Source organism: Citrobacter freundii complex sp. CFNIH4, assembly GCF_002934505.1.
Taxonomy (GTDB): Bacteria; Pseudomonadota; Gammaproteobacteria; order Enterobacterales; family Enterobacteriaceae; genus Citrobacter; species Citrobacter freundii.
Window position 1 is genome coordinate 1,754,733 of record NZ_CP026231.1, and the last position, 17,010, is coordinate 1,771,742.

Here is a 17,010-nt window from a genome sequence, read left to right on the forward strand (position 1 = left end):
ATCCACGAAGATGACGCTAAATACGTCATTGATAATCTGAGCATTTTATTAAATGGAGTTGTACAAGCAATAACAATCAAGTACTAAATACGACTCATTCTCACATGTTTTTTATAAACATGAGAACGAATGATGATAGCTAATACAAGTAAAGATAGGGGTAATGACTTATGGCCTCACAATATGACTTTACTGTCACCCTGCACGATCTTGCTTTTATTCTTAAGCAGATCAAAATATCCGAAGCGGCAACTAACCCAGACGGGAGCGTTAATGCTGAAATGCTTCGGGAATTAGTCTCCAGCCCACTCTTGCCCTATGGACTTCGCACGGTAGATGGCTCATGGAATAACCTTTTACCAGGTCAGGAATTATACGGCTCTGCCGATCAGACAATGCCGAGATTAACCGCATTAAACTGGCAGGATGCGGATCAAATGACCAGTTATATCCAAATTGGTGGCACTGTTATTGATGCCGACCCACGAATAATTAGCAATTTAATTTCAGACCAGACGGCCTCAAACCCGGCCGCGCTGGAGGCTTTTAACGCATTAAAAGATGCGCCCGGCGGCGGGACTGTTACTGGGGATGGCAGCTTATCCATTCCCAATCAGTCTCCCGATATCGGTCTCTCCCCTGCTTTTAACGGCTGGATGACCTTCTTTGGCCAGTTTTTCGACCATGGTCTGGATCTGATTCCGAAAGGAGGCAACGGTATCGTTTTCATTCCGCTCCAGCCCGATGACCCTTTATATGTTGAAGGGTCGTCGACAAACTTTATGCTATTAACCCGGGCAACGGTGGATGAAAATCGAGAGACAGTAAACCTGACGACCCCCTTCATCGACCAAAACCAAACCTACACCTCCCATCCTTCACATCAAATTTTCATCCGCGAATACGTCATTATTGATGGGAAACCTGAGCCTACCGGGAATTTATTGGGTGGTGCGAACGGTGGACTGGCGACCTGGGCCGATGTTAAAAACCAGGCTGAAACCCTGCTTGGCATTAAACTTACCGATCAGGACGTGTTTAATGTTCCCCTGCTGGCAACGGATCGCTACGGTAATTTGATTTTAAGTGAAAACGGAAAGGTACAGATTGTTACCACCGGGGGGCTGGTTGAAGCCAACGGAGGCCTGTTACCCGCGGAGACGTTCCGCACCGGTCATGCGTTTCTGGATGACATCGCTCATACTGCCGTGCCAAAAGCTGGTCTGCTGGCAGATGATGACAGCGCCATCGGCGGAGAAGGACCGCAACCGGCAGGAACCTATGATAACGAACTGCTCGATCGCCACTTTATCACCGGTGACGGGCGCGGGAACGAAAATATAGGTTTAACTGCGGTGCACGCCGTTTTTCACAGCGAGCATAACCGCCTGGTTGAGCAGTATAAAACCACTCTGCTGGAAACCGGCGATATCGACCTCATTAATCAGTGGTTGATGCCCAACCACCAAATCACGGAATTACCTGCCGATACCAATACTCTGGTATGGAACGGTGAGTACTTATTCCAGGCAGGCCGCTTCTCCACGGAAATGCAATATCAGCACCTCGTATTCGAGGAGTTTGCCCGTACCGTACAACCTGCCGTCGATCCGTTTGTCTTCTCCAACACGGCGGATATTAACCCGCTGATCTTTGCAGAGTTTGCGCATGTTGTTTACCGTTTTGGGCATTCAATGCTGACAGAAACCGTGGCGCGTACCGACATTGATATGCAAAGCGGTGATATTGACCTGATTTCAGCATTCCTGAATCCGGTAGCATTTAATCAAATCAACGGGGCCACCGTCACGGACGATCAGGCTATCGGCGCAATCGTGCGTGGTATGACGCGTCAGGTGGGTAACGAAATTGATGAATTTATTACCGATGCTCTGCGTAATAATCTCATCGGCCTGCCCCTCGATTTAGGCGCGCTTAATATAGCCCGTGGCCGTGACACCGCAATGCCGACGCTGAACCAGGCCCGCGAGCAGTTTTTTGCTTTAAGCGGCGATAGCCAACTAAAGCCTTATACCAGCTGGGCTGACTTCACTACCTACCTGAAAAATCCCGCTTCAATCATTAACTTTATGGCCGCCTATGGCCAGCACGAACTGATCCTCAACGCTACCAGCCTTGAAGGTAAGCGCGCAGCGGTTAACTTCCTGTTATTTGGTGATGCTAACAATTCCCCGCCTGCGGATGCGATGGATTTCTTTAACAGTACCGGAACGTGGGCAACCAAAGAGACCGGTCTGAATATGGTCGATTTCTGGATTGGCGGGCTGGCTGAGCGCAAAAATGAATTTGGCGGCATGCTCGGCTCAACCTTCAACTTCGTCTTTGAAACACAAATGGAAATGCTTCAGGACGGTGATCGCTTCTACTATCTGAGCCGCGTTCAGGGGCTGAACTTACTCAATGAACTGGAGGCCAACTCGTTTTCCGCGCTGGTAATGCGTAACAGCGATCTTGGTGATGAGGGTTCCTCCCACCTGCCCGCTAATCTGTTCCAGACACCGGACCATATTTTTGAAGTGAACCGCGTGCTGCAAACGGAAATCGACCCGAAATGGGGTAATCCGCTGAAGGATCTGCTCTCGCCGTTGTTGGTGCGTCGCGACCCAGGGGTGGATGTTGACGGCGATAGTTTTGCCGATGGTGGGTATCTGAAATATACCGGCGATGGGCATGTGGTGCTTGGTGGGACGGCTGGCAACGATACGTTAATCGGCGGTAAAGGGATCGACAGCCTGTGGGGCGATGGCGGAGATGACCGACTGGACGGCGGTGACGAAGCAGATGTGGTCCACGGCGGTGACGGTGATGACATTATTACCGATACCGGAACGCCTGTTGGTGATGCGGACTTCCTGCATGGCGATGCCGGACATGACGTTATCTTTTCCGGTAACGGAAACGATCTGGTCTTTGGTGGCAGCGGCAGCGACTTCGTGGTGGTCGGCGAAGATGCGCAGGAGGTCTTCTCGGGTCAGGATAACGACTTTGCGCTTGGCGGCTCGGGTGGTGATTTCCTGATGGGCAACGAAGGCAATGACTGGCTGGAAGGCGGCGACGGGTTTGACACGCTGGCGGGTGACAACTCTGAGTTGTTCTTCAACAGTACCATTATCGGTCACGATGTCCTCAACGGTCAGGGTAACGACACCGACTACGATGGCGAAGCCGGTGACGACATCATGGTTCAGGGCGCGGGGATCCAGCGCAATAATGGCATGGCCGGTTTCGACTGGGCTATCCATAAAGGCGACCCAAATGGCGCTAACTCTGACCTTGGGATCCCTATTTTCGTCAACCAGCAGGAGTTTATTCTACGCGACCGTTTTGATCTTGTTGAAGGGCTGTCGGGCTGGAAACACGACGATATCCTGACCGGAACAGAACAGCCGATAGGTACTGCGCCTGTTCAGGGCGTTCCCCTCTCTAACAACCTGACCCAGGAAGGTGCGGACCGGATCAACGGTCTACAGGCTATTCTCGGCGTAGAGCGTTCTACAAATCCGGACGCGGTGCTACTGAACCCTGATGATGGTAGCGATATTTTACTCGGCGGTGGTGGTAGCGACCGCATTATGGGTAAAGCTGGTAACGATATCATTGATGGTGATGCGTGGCTCAACGTTCGTATTGCCGTTACGGGTATGGCGGGACTCACCAGCGCCGAAGGTATGGCCGAACTGAAATCGTACATGCTGGCCGGCACGCTGAAACCGAATCAACTGTCGATTGTGCGCGAAATTCTGCATGAAGGTAACGGCACGGAAACTGACGTCGCGGTGTACCGTGATGTCAGCAGCAACTATGTCTTTACCCGTATGGCGGACGGTAGCCTGCGCGTCGATCACGCTACGCCGGATGCCACGCTGAACCTGAATGATGGCATCGATCGTCTGTTGAACATCGAAAAACTGGAGTTTGGCGATGGGAAGCAGCTGTGGGTGACGGGGCAACAAGCAACGGGCGATCTGACCATCAGCAATCCTAACCCTTCGGTGGGTGACCTGCTGCGCGTCAACGTGGCGAACTTGCTGGATGGTAACGGGCTGGCGGCGGATGTGGCCATCACTATGACCTGGCAGGCATTCGTCAACGGCCAATGGCGAGATCAGGCAACAGGCGTTGAGTTCAGAGTGCCTGGCGCTATTCAGGGCGCACCGTTGCGTGTGGTCGCCAGTTTTAACGACCGCATGGGTGACGCTGAAACCCTGGTGTCGGCACAAACTCAGGCAATCCTCCCGCGCAATCAGGCCACGACCGGTGTGCCAGTAATTAACGACCTCACCCCAACTGAAAGCCTGACGCTGACCGCGGTGGTTTCAGGCATTTCTGACGCTGATGGTCTGAGCGGCGGTAATTTCACTTATCAATGGAGAATGAGTTCGCCAACCGGATTCGTCAACATTAACGGTGCGACATCCGCTACCTATACGCCGGGCCAGGCTATGGTCGGCAGAACGTTGCAGGTGGTCGTTACCGTCGTCGACGATGAAGGCAACCCCCCTGTTGTCCTGACGTCGACCACCACCCAGCCTGTGGGCGATCTGATTGTTGGTACCAACGGGGCTAACACCCTCGTCGGTACTGCCTGGAGCGATATCCTGCGCGGTGAAGGCGGTAATGACACCTTACTTGGCGGTGCAGGTGACGATCTGCTCATCGGCGGTGCTGGAAACGACAGCCTCTCTGGTCAGGCGGGACAAGATATTCTGCAAGGTGATGCCGGTAACGACACGCTTGATGGCGGGCTTGGTGCCGACAGTATGACCGGCGGCGCGGGCGATGATACCTACATCGTTGATGATTTCGGTGATGTGGTTATCGAAGGTGTGAATAGCGGTACGGACGTTGTCCGAACCAGCCTCAGCAGCTACGACCTCACCGATAACGTGGAAGAACTGGTATTTACCGGCAACGGCAGTTTTATTGGTACCGGTAATGCCATTGCAAATACCATCACGGGCGGTTCTGGTAGCGACTATCTGTTTGGTATGGGCGGTAACGACCAGTTGTTTGGTGGTATCGGGAATGACTTCCTCGATGGCGGAGATGGCGTTGATAACCTGCAAGGTGGTGTTGGCAACGACGTCATGATTGGCGGTGCGGGCGCGGATACCCTCTCCGGCGGTAGCGGGGACGATATTCTCAATGGTCAGGAAGGTAACGACATTCTGGACGGTGGTACCGGGAGCGACATCTTCGCCTTTGGGGCCAACTTTGGGCAGGACCGAATTACCGGTTTTGACAGTAACCCCAACGGCGGACAGGACTTCCTTGATCTCGTCTTGTTAGGTATCAACGCGGGTAATTTTGCCAGCAGCGTGTCTATCACCGGAAACAATGGCAACACCATTGTGACTATCGGTACAGACACCATCACATTGGTGGGCGTCAATTCGACCACCGTGAATATTGGTGACTTTTATCTGGAAATGCCCACTACCCTTGCCAGCAACAATGGCAATAGTTCATTGATCGTATAAGGAGAAGACTATGTCGCGCCAGCATACGCCAACAGAACTGAATGATGCATTAAAGGGAACGAAACCCACTTTTCTGATGCTGCTGTTTTTTAGTTGTGTGATTAATATGCTTATGCTGGCGCCGGCAATTTATATGCTACAGGTTTACGATCGTGTGCTGGTCAGTAAAAATACCACCACGCTGTTAATGTTAACCTTATTGATTGTCGGCTTGTACATCGTTATTGCCATGATTGAATCTGCCCGCGCGCAGGTTATGGTCAGGCTTGGCAACAGGCTGGATATAAAGCTAAGTCAGTTGGTCTTTAACGCGGCCTTTAAAAGAAAGATGGTTACCGGTGATAACAACCCGGCGCAATCTTTAGCCGAACTGGATCAGATCCGTCAGTTTCTTTCCGGGAATAGTCTGTTCGCCTTACTGGATATTCCCTGGACGCCGATATATCTTTTCATCGCCTTTTTGGTCCATCCCCTGCAGGGATATCTTTCTCTCGGCGGAATAACATTATTATTTATTCTGACGCTGGTATCTGAAATCTCTACCAAGCGCCCGATTCAGCAAGCGCACACCTTAACCATTAACAATGCCAGCAAACTGAATAAACAGCTGCAAAACGCCGATGCCATTGAAGCGATGGGGATGCTTTCGACCCTGAAGTCCAACTGGCAGGAGCAACATAACAAAGTGCTGGCGCTACAAACACAGATTGCCGACAAAACGGCCGGGTTAAGCAGTCTCAGCCGCTTTGTGCGGGTATTACTGCAGTCGATTGCGCTGGGCGCCGGGGCTTTACTGGTGATCGGCGGCCATATTACCCCGGGCTTGATGATTGCCGCCTCGATCATTCTTGGCCGCGTCCTCAACCCGGTAGAACAAGTCATTGGCAGCTGGAAGCAGTTCGTGCAGTTTCGTAGCGCGTGGCATCAGCTCTCAACCTTGCTGAAGGAGTATCCGGCGCCGAAAGAGGTACTGACCCTGCCGCGTCCGAATGGCAACATCAGCGTCGAAAGCGTCTTCGCTGCAGCCCCCGGCCAGCCTTCTCCGCTACTGCGTAATATCTCATTCCAGCTGGAGCAAGGTGAAGTGCTGGGGATTATCGGCCCTTCAGCCTCAGGAAAAACCTCGCTGGCAAAGGTTCTGGTTGGTGTCTGGAAACCGTTATCAGGGAAAGTCAGATTAGATGGCGCAGATATATGCCAGTGGGATAAAGCGCTGCTGGGCCCGTCTATTGGCTATCTGCCGCAGGATGTGGAACTGTTTGACGGTACCATCGCACAAAACATTGCCCGCTTCGCGCAGAATGACAGTGAGCTTATCGTCGCCGCCGCATTACTGGCAGGCGTTCATGAGATGATCCTGCGCTTGCCGCAAGGTTATGACACTCTGCTGGGCGCAGGTGGATACCAGCTCTCCGGTGGGCAGCGGCAGCGCATCGGGCTGGCGCGCGCCGTGTATAACAATCCTGCGTTTATCGTGCTTGATGAACCGAATGCCAATCTTGACGACGCGGGCGAATTTGCACTCGTTAAAGCCATCAATGCTCTGCGTACCCAGGGACAAACCACAGTCATTATCTCACACCGCCCGACGCTGCTCGGCGTGGTCAATAAGGTTTTGCTGCTTAACGATGGCGTTATACAGGAGTTTGGTACCCGCGATCAGGTTTTTGCCCATTTGCGTCAGGCCAACGTACTGAAACCGGTGGCTACGCCTTCTCCATCCACGACTGAACAGCAACGTGAGGCTTGATGATGAAAAAGAACCCCCACAACACGGCCTCTGCTGGCGTAGATACCAATATCTGGTCGCCGATTATCCGGGGCGTGATCGTCATTGTGCTTGGTGTCGGTAGTTTTATCCTCTGGGCAGTGCAAGCTCCGTTAGATGCGGGCGTGGTCGCCGATGGTACGGTTACCGTATCGAGTAACCGCAAAACCATTCAGCATCTGAGCGGCGGTCGGGTAACCGATATCTTTATCAAAGAAGGCGACTTCGTGAAGAAAAATCAGGTCCTCGTCCGGTTGGATAAAATGCAGCTTGAAATGCGTTTCAGCGCGTTGAATGCCCAGTATATTTCTGCAAAAAGTATCGAAGATCGCCTGTTAGCAGAACGCGATGACCTGGATGTGATCCGCTTTAATACTACGCTGACGCAGCAATTCTCTGGCAATAAACGGCTATCAGAAGTCAGAAATCTGCAGGCTAAACTTTTCGATACCCGTCGCAAAACGATTCAGGATGAACTGTCGATGATTCAGGAGACGCTCGATGGTCTGGTTGGACAGACGGATAATCTCAATAAAATAAAAGGCTATCGCGACCACCAGTTTTCTCTGATTAACCGGGAGTTAGGGGCTATTCGGGCGCTGAGCGAAAAAAACTATTACCCCAAAGCACAATTACTGGTGCTGGAGCGCGAGGCAGCAGAAATATCTGGCAGCGTTTCAGAAGATATTCTTAACATTGCCAAACTGAAATCGCAGCAGAACGAATTAAGAATTAAAGCCTACCAGGTGCGTCATCAATATTTACGTGAAGTTGAGTCTGAACTGACGGAAAACCAAAAAGAAGTGGCAATGCTGGAGGATGAATTGGTATCAACGCGTCATGAGCTGGATAACACCGAGATCCGCTCACCGATTAACGGTATTGTGCTGGATGTTAAAGTCAGTACCGTGGGCGGCGTCATTCAGCCTGGAGAACATTTGATGGATATCGTCGCCGCCGGACAACCGATGCAAATTGATGCCAAAATACCCGTACATGCCATTGATAAACTGGTCCCCGGTTTAACCGTTGATGTGCTGTTCCCTGCCCTTAACCATGCGCTGTTACCTTCGGTTCCGGCCCAGGTTCTGACTATCTCTGCGGACCGTTTAATTGATGAAGCCACTCAGCAGCCTTACTACCTTGCGGAAGTACAGGTTTCAGCAGAGGGCGCGCGTTTGCTGGGCGATTACAAAATTAAAGCGGGAATGCCCGCCAGCGTGACGATCAAGACCGGTGAACGAACCCTGATGAGTTATCTGTTTAAACCGTTGATTGCCCGTCTGGAACTGGCTTTTAAAGAGTATTGATCCATCCATTGCCGGTATGACGTACGGCTTGTCTCGCCATACCGCTTTCTGCCGTTGCTGGCAGCTTTGCTTTCTTGTAACCTTCTTCCCGTCTCACTACTGACAAAATCTGGAACCACTGAACTGGACTTCATATGAATGCTCATAATTCTAAAGACCCTTTACATGGCGTGACGCTAGAAATGCAGGTCAATGCCCTGGTTGAACGTTATGGTTGGGCTGAGCTGGCGCAACGCATTAATATCAACTGCTTTAAAAATGAACCGAGCGTTAAATCCAGTTTGAAGTTTCTGCGCCGTACGCCGTGGGCACGGGCAGAAGTAGAAGCACTGTACCTGGACTCTCTACATGACCAGGCCTCAAATAACACTCCCGAACCGGCCTTCGATCCCTGGGCTAACAGCCGCAATAAGAAGAAATAAGAGCAAAATCAGATGGCAGCATCCGGTTTCTTTTCAGGAAATTATCAGAAAAAACTGGCGAAGATTCTCGCCCGTTCTCGTGCCAGACTACCGCTGACCAACATGAAATGGTTTGCTGTACTTGTGGGCAGTATGTTGTTACTTGGCAGCTGTTCTTCACAACCGCCCGGCCCCAAAACCACTCCGCAACCTCCGGTGAGCAAACCTCAGCAGAGCAAGGAGCCAGTGCGTGGGATCTGGCTGGCGACGGTTTCACGTCTTGACTGGCCGCCGATCTCATCTGTGAACATCAGTTCACCTGCTGTACGCATCAGTCTGCAGCAAAAAGCGCTGACGGATAAGCTGGACAACCTGAAACGACTTGGTATTAACACCGTTTTTTTCCAGGTTAAGCCCGATGGGACCGCATTGTGGAAGTCAAAGATTCTGCCGTGGTCAGATACCCTGACCGGCACGATTGGCCAGGATCCGGGTTACGATCCGCTGCAGTTTATGCTCGATGAAGCGCATAAGCGCGGAATGAAAGTTCATGCCTGGCTTAACCCCTATCGCGTGTCTGTAAACACCAAACCTTCGACGGTCACTGAATTAAACAGCACGCTGTCACAAACACCGTCCAGCGTATACGTCCTGCATCGGGACTGGATCCGCACCGCGGGCGAGCGTTTTGTGTTAGACCCCGGTATTCCCGAAGTGCGCGACTGGATAACCAGCATCGTGGCGGAAGTGGTTGAGAATTACCCTGTTGACGGTGTGCAGTTTGATGATTACTTCTATACCGAGTCTCCTGGCTCTGCGCTCAATGACAGCCAGACGTTCAGAAGATACGGCCAGGGATTCGCTTCCAAAGCTGACTGGCGCCGCGATAACACGCAACGGCTGATTGCCCAGGTATCGCGGACTATCAAGAAACTCAAGCCTGAGGTTGAATTCGGTGTCAGCCCTGCGGGCGTATGGCGCAACCGTTCGCACGATCCAGCGGGCTCCGACACGCGCGGTGCGGCAGCGTATGATGAGTCTTATGCCGACACCCGCCGTTGGGTGCAACAAGGCTTGCTGGATTACATCGCACCGCAACTCTACTGGCCTTTTGCCCGCGATGCAGCGCGCTACGATGTACTGGCAAAATGGTGGGCAGATGTCGTGAAATCAACCAACACTCGCCTCTACATTGGTGTAGCGCTGTATAAAGTTGGTGAACCATCGAGAAAAGAGCCAGACTGGACGGTCAAAGGCGGTGTGCCGGAACTGAAAAAGCAGCTCGATCTAAACGAGACCGAACCGTACATTAACGGCACGATCCTGTTTCGCGAAGATTACCTTAATCAACCGCAAACGCAGGAAGCTGTGACCTATATTCGCAATCGTTGGGGACGTTAATGGTTGTTCTGAGCGGGAAGCCTGAGCCAGACGCTCACGTAGCGGGTAAATTTCCCCACAAAAATTCCGGCGAACATGCCGCCAGTAATGATAGCCAGGGCGCTCATTGCGGGTTGACGTAAAACGTCGGGGGAAATGGCGTTAAGTACGCCAAGTACGTACTTAACGCCGAATGCCATCAGCATAAATGGCAATGCGGAATAATCTGCCGGACGGTGAATACTCCGTGGTGCGCTACTGCGGCTCAAACGACCGGGGTTAATTAATATGTAGCCAATGATTGCGCCGCTGAGGATACCTATCGCCCACTGAATATACGTAATGAGGGTCGGGTCGCGATAAGTGATTAAATCGTAGATATCCCAGACTAAAAAAATAGCGGGGATCAGCGCCAGCTTTTCCAGCGTGACAGTGGCAGGTGTTCTGGCTTTAATCCCTCGATACAGTAGAAAGGCAAACAGCAGATACACCCAAACTGGCGTGTTTTTCAGCATATTCACGACAAATTCAGCCATAACGTTGCCTCGCTCAGATTTAATTCTTCGCTAAGTGTAGCGGCTGTCTCTGGATCACAGGGACATTAACCTGCGGACATTTTCATTAATCTGTTTCTGTATCGTATTCAGCGTAGTTTGTGTTATCTGATCGGCGTATTTGTCTTTGGCTGTAACGCTTAGCGCTGTTGCATGGTGGCAGATCTTGTCGATTATAGCGTTCACATGCTCAGCTGATAGCTCAGCTTCCTGTATGCCAAGCTGCTGCAGGTGCTTTCTTTCGATATCCAGCGCTTCTCCCAGCACGTCCATTTGGTGATACCCGCCGGGTCCTTCGCACCAGGTCACGTCGTAAGCCGGAGCCAAAGTCCAGTTTCCTGCGGCTGACATTAAATAGGCAAAGTTTTTGGGATGGTCATCACGGTTGTTAAATGCCACGTTGAAAACCACGCGTTCGAACGCTTTCGCTTTTTCTCTGACATCATTGGTACAAATCTGTGTGGCGCGCAGAAAATCCCGGTAATCTAAAGCACCGGGTATCTGGTAATTTGCACCGGTAAATGCCGCCAGGCTCTGCATAGGAATACGGACCGACTGGTCACGGTCGAAACGGCGGGTAGCAAATGCCGCCTGCCCGTCAGGCAGATTAAAATACGCGGTATCAGGCGTAGTGATCCCACATTGCCGCAAACATTCAGCATATACCGCTTCGATGGCACATACCTCAGCATGCTCATGCCTGGCAGGAAATTTAATCAACCAGCTTTCGCTCTCCGGGAGGGGCGCAGTGGTGAACTTTGACGTGACACTGTCACGATAGAGTAACGCTTTTGGCCTGGCCCCTTGCGGTGAACCGCCCATCTGGAGCAGTTTTTGCAAGAATTCCCCGCCTTCGCCGCTCAGGACTTCCTGAACCTCAGATGCCAGTTGTTCGAGAGGAACATCCTCTTTTGAAAGCGTCTCGACATCTGACTGAACGGGCCGGAACGTCATGGCGCCCATTGCGTTATTGCCGACCCAGGTTAACCTCTCCAGAGGTCCTATGCGCGCTGCGTTGAGTCCACGGCGTTTAAATAAACGATCCATCAACAGCATACCCCAACCATCAGGTAGCGAATCGTACACGGGTCCTGGTAATCCCAACTGATGAGCCGGGAAATCCCTGCGTAAACGAGGACCGTTCAGCGGTAACCTTAACCGGGACAGCTCCAGCCCCTTACGTATAGCGTCTTCACTGTATTCAAAGGCGATCAACGGGCGTCCGGTCAGGGCTGAGGAAGACACCAGTTTTCCCCACAACCATTTTTCACCCCAGCCTTCATAAAAGACATCGACTTGCTCAAGCATCAGTATTTTTCCTTTTCACCCGCTGGCGTGCCGCGCTCTTCTCGTAACGCAAAATATCATCCAGACTGTCGATCCTGGGTTTGAATAAGCCCTCCAGCGCGTCACCATAGCCTAACACCATCGCGACTTTGACCAGATTCTCAAATCCTACATTTTTACCGGCCTCCAGATTCGAAACGGTATTCACACCGACACCTGAACGCGCGGCAACATCTGCCTGCGTCATTTGCTGCGCGAGCCGTTCCTTACGCAATCTGTCGCAAAGTAGTTTGACGATATCGGCTGCTGTATTGAGCGTTAAATCCATAACATTGGCTCTTATTGGAATAAAAACGACTTTACACCCAATATTATAGAGTTAAGAGGAGAATGATTCAAAGTTTTGTAAGACACAATAAAGAGGAGTTAAATCAATTAATCATGGTTAAGCACCATTATACTGGAATTATCCGGGCACAAGATCTGTACCCGGATAGGATGTGGTTATCAGGCAACGGAAGGCTCAGGTAATCTGAAAGAAGAGACCAGCAATGCCAGCTGTTCCGCTTCCTCTTTCAGCGCCTGCGTCCGTGCTGCGGCATCATCAATTAACGAGGCATTCTGCTGAACGGTGCTGTCCATTTCGGTAACGGCGAGCGTAACTTCGGAAACACCTTTACGCTGTTCTTCACCCGCAACGCGTATTTCCCCCATCAACTGGCGTACCTGACGCACATTGCTGACCAGTTCTCCCAGACGTTCGCCGGCAGTGTGAATTTGCTGACTTCCGCTACCAACATGAGAAACGGATTCATCAATCAACGCTTTAATTTCCTGGGCGGCGGTGGCACTGCGCTGAGCCAGCGTGCGCACTTCGGAGGCCACGACGGCAAACCCTCTGCCAGCATCACCCGCTCTGGCGGCTTCAACCGCGGCATTCAGGGCGAGAATATTGGTCTGGAACGCAATGCTGTCGATGACCGCGACAATTTCCACCATTCTGCCGGATGAGGCGCTGACGTTATCCATCGTAGAGATGACGCCCTGCATCACATCACCGCAACGGTTGGCCGTTTGCGCTGTGTTATCGGATAGCTCATCCGCCAATTGTGTATTACTGGCGTTTTGATGAACGGTCGCATTTAACTGCTCCATAGCCGCTGAGCTCTCTTCCAGCGCAGCGGCCTGCTGCGTTACGCGAGATGAAAGCTCCATATTACTGTCAGCCAGGCTAACGGCGTTATTCGCCACCACTGTGCTACTGCTTCTGACGGTGATCAGGATGGCCGAGATTTTATCGACGAACAGGTTAAACGCCTCGGCGATAGCCGAAATCTCATCTTTGCCGCGAACATCCAGACGACGGGTAAGATCGCCTTCTCCCTGCGCGATGTCATCAAGAGCCTGACGGGTATCATCGAGACGTGAAATTAGTCGACGAACCACCAGCCATGATCCCACCAGCAACAGCGTCATGATAGGGATCAATACCTCCAGAACATCCTGCATCATCACTTTGGCAAGACCGACAATACGTGATTCTGGTGTCACAAGCCCTACGACCCAGCCGGTATCTGGCATCGGGAACAGCATGACCTGTGACGCTGTATTCAGGACGAGATCATTTTCCAGCGTTATGGTCTTCACCCCATCTGTCGGGCGCAAAGATTTCAGACCGTTTTGCACCGGGATAAGCCACTGCGCGCTTTGCGCCAGATCGTTAATGGTTTTATGTTTGGCCAGGTCGGCCTGCGGGAAATAGAGAATTTGTCCCTGCTTGTCTACCACAAACGCGTAACCGCCAGTACTGTTGCCCTGCTGCTGCATGAAAGTTGCGACGTTATCCAGACGGATATCGGTGGTAGCGACACCGGCAAACTTGCCCGCCTGCTGATAAGGCACGCTGCATGTCACCATGTTGACGCCTGAACTGGCATCCTGGTAAACATCAGACCATAGGCAGTTGTTTTGTGATTGCCCTTTGGCGTGCTGATACCAGCTTTCATTGTGGTATCCGCTTGATCCTTCGACGTTATAATCGTTGGAATAGACAAGCTTTCCTTCGGCATTACGCGCCCAGAAAAAGCTTCTTTTCTCCACACCTGCGGTGAAGGCGTCTGGTTCTGGCCAGATGCCGCCGCCGGTAATAATCGAGTCTTTACCTTCACCAATCAGATGCGGAACGACGCTTTGATACAGAGATTCATCGTTAGGCAACACTTCAGCCAGTCGCGACATGCTGACTGTCTCACCTTCAATTCGGGACAATACGGTACTCAACTGACGGGTTAAACCTTGCCCTGTTTCTTCGATCAGGGCGGTGTTGATTTCAACGACGCGCGGCTGACCACGCCAGAGCATAATCACCACGATAACAATAGTCGTTACTGCAAGCAGCAGAATGCCGCCGATGGTTAAACGCGTTGAAATACGAGTAGGATACCAGGCCATACAAACTCCTTCTGCAAAAGGCTAACTTTTATCCAGTATCGGCACAGGCGTTTATATCTTTATAAAGTTTTCTTAAGTATTGCAAAATAAATAAGTGACAACGTCACAAATAACAAAACCCAGCACTTTGGCTGGGTTTTAATAACGGCTTAATTTTATTTAGATAATTCTTTTTTGATTTCGTCTTTTATTTTACTTAATTCGCTCTGCGGATGTTTCTTACAAAGTTCAACGGTCAGAGGAACTGCAGTCGTAACGGTTTCGTTATAGTCTACGTAATCGCCACCTTTGAAGTCTTCGTCTTCATTGAGCACCCAGAAGGCCACCGGAGCCATAGTTTGTGGGTTCAAATCAATAAACTCTTGACAGTTCATGCCTTTCGGAGTCACTTCAGTTTTAGCGTTATCTGTTGCTGCATTGACGCTGACACTGGTTAACAGCGCTGCGACCAGAATACCTGCTGTAGAAAGGGAGAATTTATTCATTGTAGTACTCCATGTATAATATAAATAATATCTACACTTGCGCTTAACACCGTTAATGTAGCTCGCGAAAAATAATACCCCTATCGTCATAAGAATAAAGATTGGTGTTATTGATATGGCTGAAATTTATATTTTCAATTACTGATTCTTATGTCTTAGGGATAAATGTTGCCCACAATGTGATCGTTCCGACGAAATCAGCAGATTCATACCCCGCTTCCTCTGCCGTTGCACCAAAACTGAACTACGCTGCACAAATGTTGATCATTAGTTAACGAATTTGAGCTGAATTTTAACAAAAACAGCCAGCATGCTGCTGTTACTGACGTGGCACGCGTCCTGCATTGTTAATTCGCTAACAGAGATACGGAATCTGACAGACAACTAACAGCGAGAAGGTAATGACAGCCAAACCAGAGTTATTTACCCGCATAGAGCAAACCTTTAGCCAGCTGACGCCCAGCGAAAAGCGCGTGGCTGGGTGGCTGTTAGCCCATGCTGTGCAGATCCCATTTGAAACCGCGGATGGCATCGCTAAAGCGACCGGAACCAGCGGCATTACCGTCGGACGTTATCTGCGTAAACTGGGCTTTCGTAACCTGGAGGATGCAAAAGCCAGTCTGCGTGAGCTGCCTGTAGTTCCGTATCAGCCCTGGGGAATGAATGAACGACTGGATTCCTGGCACCAGCAACAAAGCCTGCCAGATCGGGCGCACCAGTCGCTGTTACTGGAAATCGACGCCATTACCCACGTCTACCAACTTGCTCAGGGTGAGACGTTTCTACGCATTGCACAGCAGTTGGCGCATGCGGAAGCCGTGTACATCCTCGGGATCCAGTCCACCCGCGGGATCGCTAACGCCTTTTTTAGTCACCTGGAATATCTGCGACCTAAAGTCAGCTACTCCGAAGGCCTTTCCGGCAGTTGGGTAGAGTCGCTGAACTCGGGATTCAGCCAGCCTTACGTGGTTATTACCGATATGCGCGCCTACTCCGCTATTTCGCGACAATATTGCCGTGTCGCCACTGAACGCTGCATTCCGCTGGCGCTAATTACCGATGTGTGGTGCCCATGGGCCAGGGATTATTCCATTGATTTGCTTCAGGTAAAAACCGACACCGGACATTTCTGGGACTCACTGGCACCGGTGAGCTGTCTGTTCAACTTATTACTTTCTGCGGTGGTGGCGCAACTGGGTGACGCCCTCGCAGGACGCCTGCAAACTAATCGCCAGTTACAACAACAATTTGGTCAATTCGAACAATAAACAGGAAACGTGCTATGTCAGAACTCCCAGAACTGGTCGATCTGTCGGTGATATTTCCGTCGCTGCATATCGATCTTAAATACGCTACTGCCGACAACATTACCGGCGCACCTATCTACAGGGAAGCGCGTTGCCTGTTGCACACCGAGGCGGTAACCGCGCTGGCAAAAAGCATCAGCATTGCGCAACTGGCGGGCTTGTCGCTGGTGGTGTACGACGCGTATCGCCCCCAGCAGGCGCAGGCGATACTGTGGAATGCCTGTCCCGACCCGCAATATGTTGTCGATGTTGCCATTGGTTCCAATCACAGTCGGGGTACGGCCATTGACGTCACGTTGATGGACGATCGCGGCCATCTCCTTGATATGGGGGCCGGTTTTGATGAAATGCACGACCGTTCCCATGCCTGGCATCCGTCTGTTCCTCCGGCAGCGCAGCGTAACCGCCTGCTGCTCAATGCCATTATGTTTGGTGGTGGTTTTGTCGGTATTAACAGCGAATGGTGGCATTTTGAATTACCTGATGCCGCCCGTTACCCGCTGCTTGACGATCAAATAGATTGTTACACTGTCACGTCTATAACAACACAACATCCCCTTTAATTC

At 51.3% G+C, this 17,010-nt stretch carries 12 protein-coding genes; 7 read left to right on the forward strand and 5 right to left on the reverse strand.

The annotated features are described in order from the left end of the window. Positions 1-170: 170 nt before the first annotated feature. The 5 genes from C2U41_RS09010 (at position 171) to C2U41_RS09030 (ending at position 10,381) form a co-directional block, all read left to right on the forward strand. The gene (locus tag C2U41_RS09010) at positions 171-5,501 is read left to right on the forward strand and encodes a peroxidase family protein (protein WP_103848686.1); all 5,331 of its coding nucleotides are present in this window, start codon (positions 171-173) and stop codon (positions 5,499-5,501) included. Positions 5,502-5,511: 10 nt separating this feature from the next. Continuing rightward, positions 5,512-7,251, forward strand: a complete 1,740-nt coding sequence (locus C2U41_RS09015) for a type I secretion system permease/ATPase (protein WP_103848687.1) — start codon at positions 5,512-5,514, stop codon at positions 7,249-7,251. Then, positions 7,251-8,579: an HlyD family type I secretion periplasmic adaptor subunit gene (locus C2U41_RS09020; RefSeq protein WP_181013972.1), complete on the forward strand. Its 1,329-nt coding sequence runs from the start codon at positions 7,251-7,253 to the stop codon at positions 8,577-8,579. The genes C2U41_RS09015 and C2U41_RS09020 overlap by 1 nt, the downstream gene beginning before the upstream one ends. 134 nt (positions 8,580-8,713) lie before the next feature. Next, positions 8,714-9,001 (forward strand): VF530 family DNA-binding protein, encoded by a 288-nt coding sequence (locus tag C2U41_RS09025; protein ID WP_003019974.1) that lies wholly within the window; start codon positions 8,714-8,716, stop codon positions 8,999-9,001. Positions 9,002-9,013: 12 nt separating this feature from the next. Next, a complete protein-coding gene (locus C2U41_RS09030; protein WP_103848689.1) occupies positions 9,014-10,381 on the forward strand; it encodes a glycoside hydrolase family 10 protein in 1,368 nt (455 codons plus the stop codon). Here C2U41_RS09030 and C2U41_RS09035 read toward each other — a convergent pair. The 5 genes from C2U41_RS09035 to hdeB form a co-directional block, all read right to left on the reverse strand. Continuing rightward, positions 10,378-10,896, reverse strand: coding sequence for a hypothetical protein (locus tag C2U41_RS09035; RefSeq protein WP_003836260.1), 519 nt, complete (start codon positions 10,894-10,896; stop codon positions 10,378-10,380). The two genes, C2U41_RS09030 and C2U41_RS09035, sit on opposite strands and share 4 nt — an antisense overlap. A 54-nt stretch (positions 10,897-10,950) precedes the next feature. Further along, positions 10,951-12,222 (reverse strand): type II toxin-antitoxin system HipA family toxin, encoded by a 1,272-nt coding sequence (locus tag C2U41_RS09040; RefSeq protein ID WP_103848690.1) that lies wholly within the window; start codon positions 12,220-12,222, stop codon positions 10,951-10,953. After that, positions 12,215-12,529, reverse strand: coding sequence for a helix-turn-helix domain-containing protein (locus tag C2U41_RS09045; RefSeq protein ID WP_003836258.1), 315 nt, complete (start codon positions 12,527-12,529; stop codon positions 12,215-12,217). Before C2U41_RS09045 ends, C2U41_RS09040 begins: the two co-directional genes overlap by 8 nt. A gap of 179 nt (positions 12,530-12,708) precedes the next feature. Further along, positions 12,709-14,652: a methyl-accepting chemotaxis protein gene (locus C2U41_RS09050; RefSeq protein WP_044702437.1), complete on the reverse strand. Its 1,944-nt coding sequence runs from the start codon at positions 14,650-14,652 to the stop codon at positions 12,709-12,711. Positions 14,653-14,807: 155 nt separating this feature from the next. Then, positions 14,808-15,137 (reverse strand): acid-activated periplasmic chaperone HdeB, encoded by a 330-nt coding sequence (gene hdeB, locus C2U41_RS09055; RefSeq protein WP_003019999.1) that lies wholly within the window; start codon positions 15,135-15,137, stop codon positions 14,808-14,810. A gap of 401 nt (positions 15,138-15,538) precedes the next feature. On the opposite strand from hdeB, the gene C2U41_RS09060 reads away from it, so the two are divergent. Continuing rightward, the gene (locus C2U41_RS09060; protein WP_003020002.1) at positions 15,539-16,405 is read left to right on the forward strand and encodes a MurR/RpiR family transcriptional regulator; all 867 of its coding nucleotides are present in this window, start codon (positions 15,539-15,541) and stop codon (positions 16,403-16,405) included. A gap of 14 nt (positions 16,406-16,419) precedes the next feature. Beyond that, a complete protein-coding gene (gene ddpX, locus C2U41_RS09065; protein ID WP_003020004.1) occupies positions 16,420-17,007 on the forward strand; it encodes a D-alanyl-D-alanine dipeptidase in 588 nt (195 codons plus the stop codon). The last annotated feature ends 3 nt before the right edge of the window (positions 17,008-17,010 follow it).

Coding starts and splice junctions, on each gene's coding strand:
- C2U41_RS09025 (WP_003019974.1), top strand. CDS start 8,714: ATGAATGCTCATAATTCTAAAGACCCTTTACATGGCGTGACGCTAGAA.
- C2U41_RS09045 (WP_003836258.1), bottom strand. CDS start 12,529: ATGGATTTAACGCTCAATACAGCAGCCGATATCGTCAAACTACTTTGC.
- hdeB (WP_003019999.1), bottom strand. CDS start 15,137: ATGAATAAATTCTCCCTTTCTACAGCAGGTATTCTGGTCGCAGCGCTG.
- C2U41_RS09040 (WP_103848690.1), bottom strand. CDS start 12,222: ATGCTTGAGCAAGTCGATGTCTTTTATGAAGGCTGGGGTGAAAAATGG.
- C2U41_RS09030 (WP_103848689.1), top strand. CDS start 9,014: ATGGCAGCATCCGGTTTCTTTTCAGGAAATTATCAGAAAAAACTGGCG.
- C2U41_RS09050 (WP_044702437.1), bottom strand. CDS start 14,652: ATGGCCTGGTATCCTACTCGTATTTCAACGCGTTTAACCATCGGCGGC.
- C2U41_RS09010 (WP_103848686.1), top strand. CDS start 171: ATGGCCTCACAATATGACTTTACTGTCACCCTGCACGATCTTGCTTTT.
- C2U41_RS09035 (WP_003836260.1), bottom strand. CDS start 10,896: ATGGCTGAATTTGTCGTGAATATGCTGAAAAACACGCCAGTTTGGGTG.
- C2U41_RS09060 (WP_003020002.1), top strand. CDS start 15,539: ATGACAGCCAAACCAGAGTTATTTACCCGCATAGAGCAAACCTTTAGC.
- C2U41_RS09020 (WP_181013972.1), top strand. CDS start 7,251: ATGATGAAAAAGAACCCCCACAACACGGCCTCTGCTGGCGTAGATACC.
- C2U41_RS09015 (WP_103848687.1), top strand. CDS start 5,512: ATGTCGCGCCAGCATACGCCAACAGAACTGAATGATGCATTAAAGGGA.
- ddpX (WP_003020004.1), top strand. CDS start 16,420: ATGTCAGAACTCCCAGAACTGGTCGATCTGTCGGTGATATTTCCGTCG.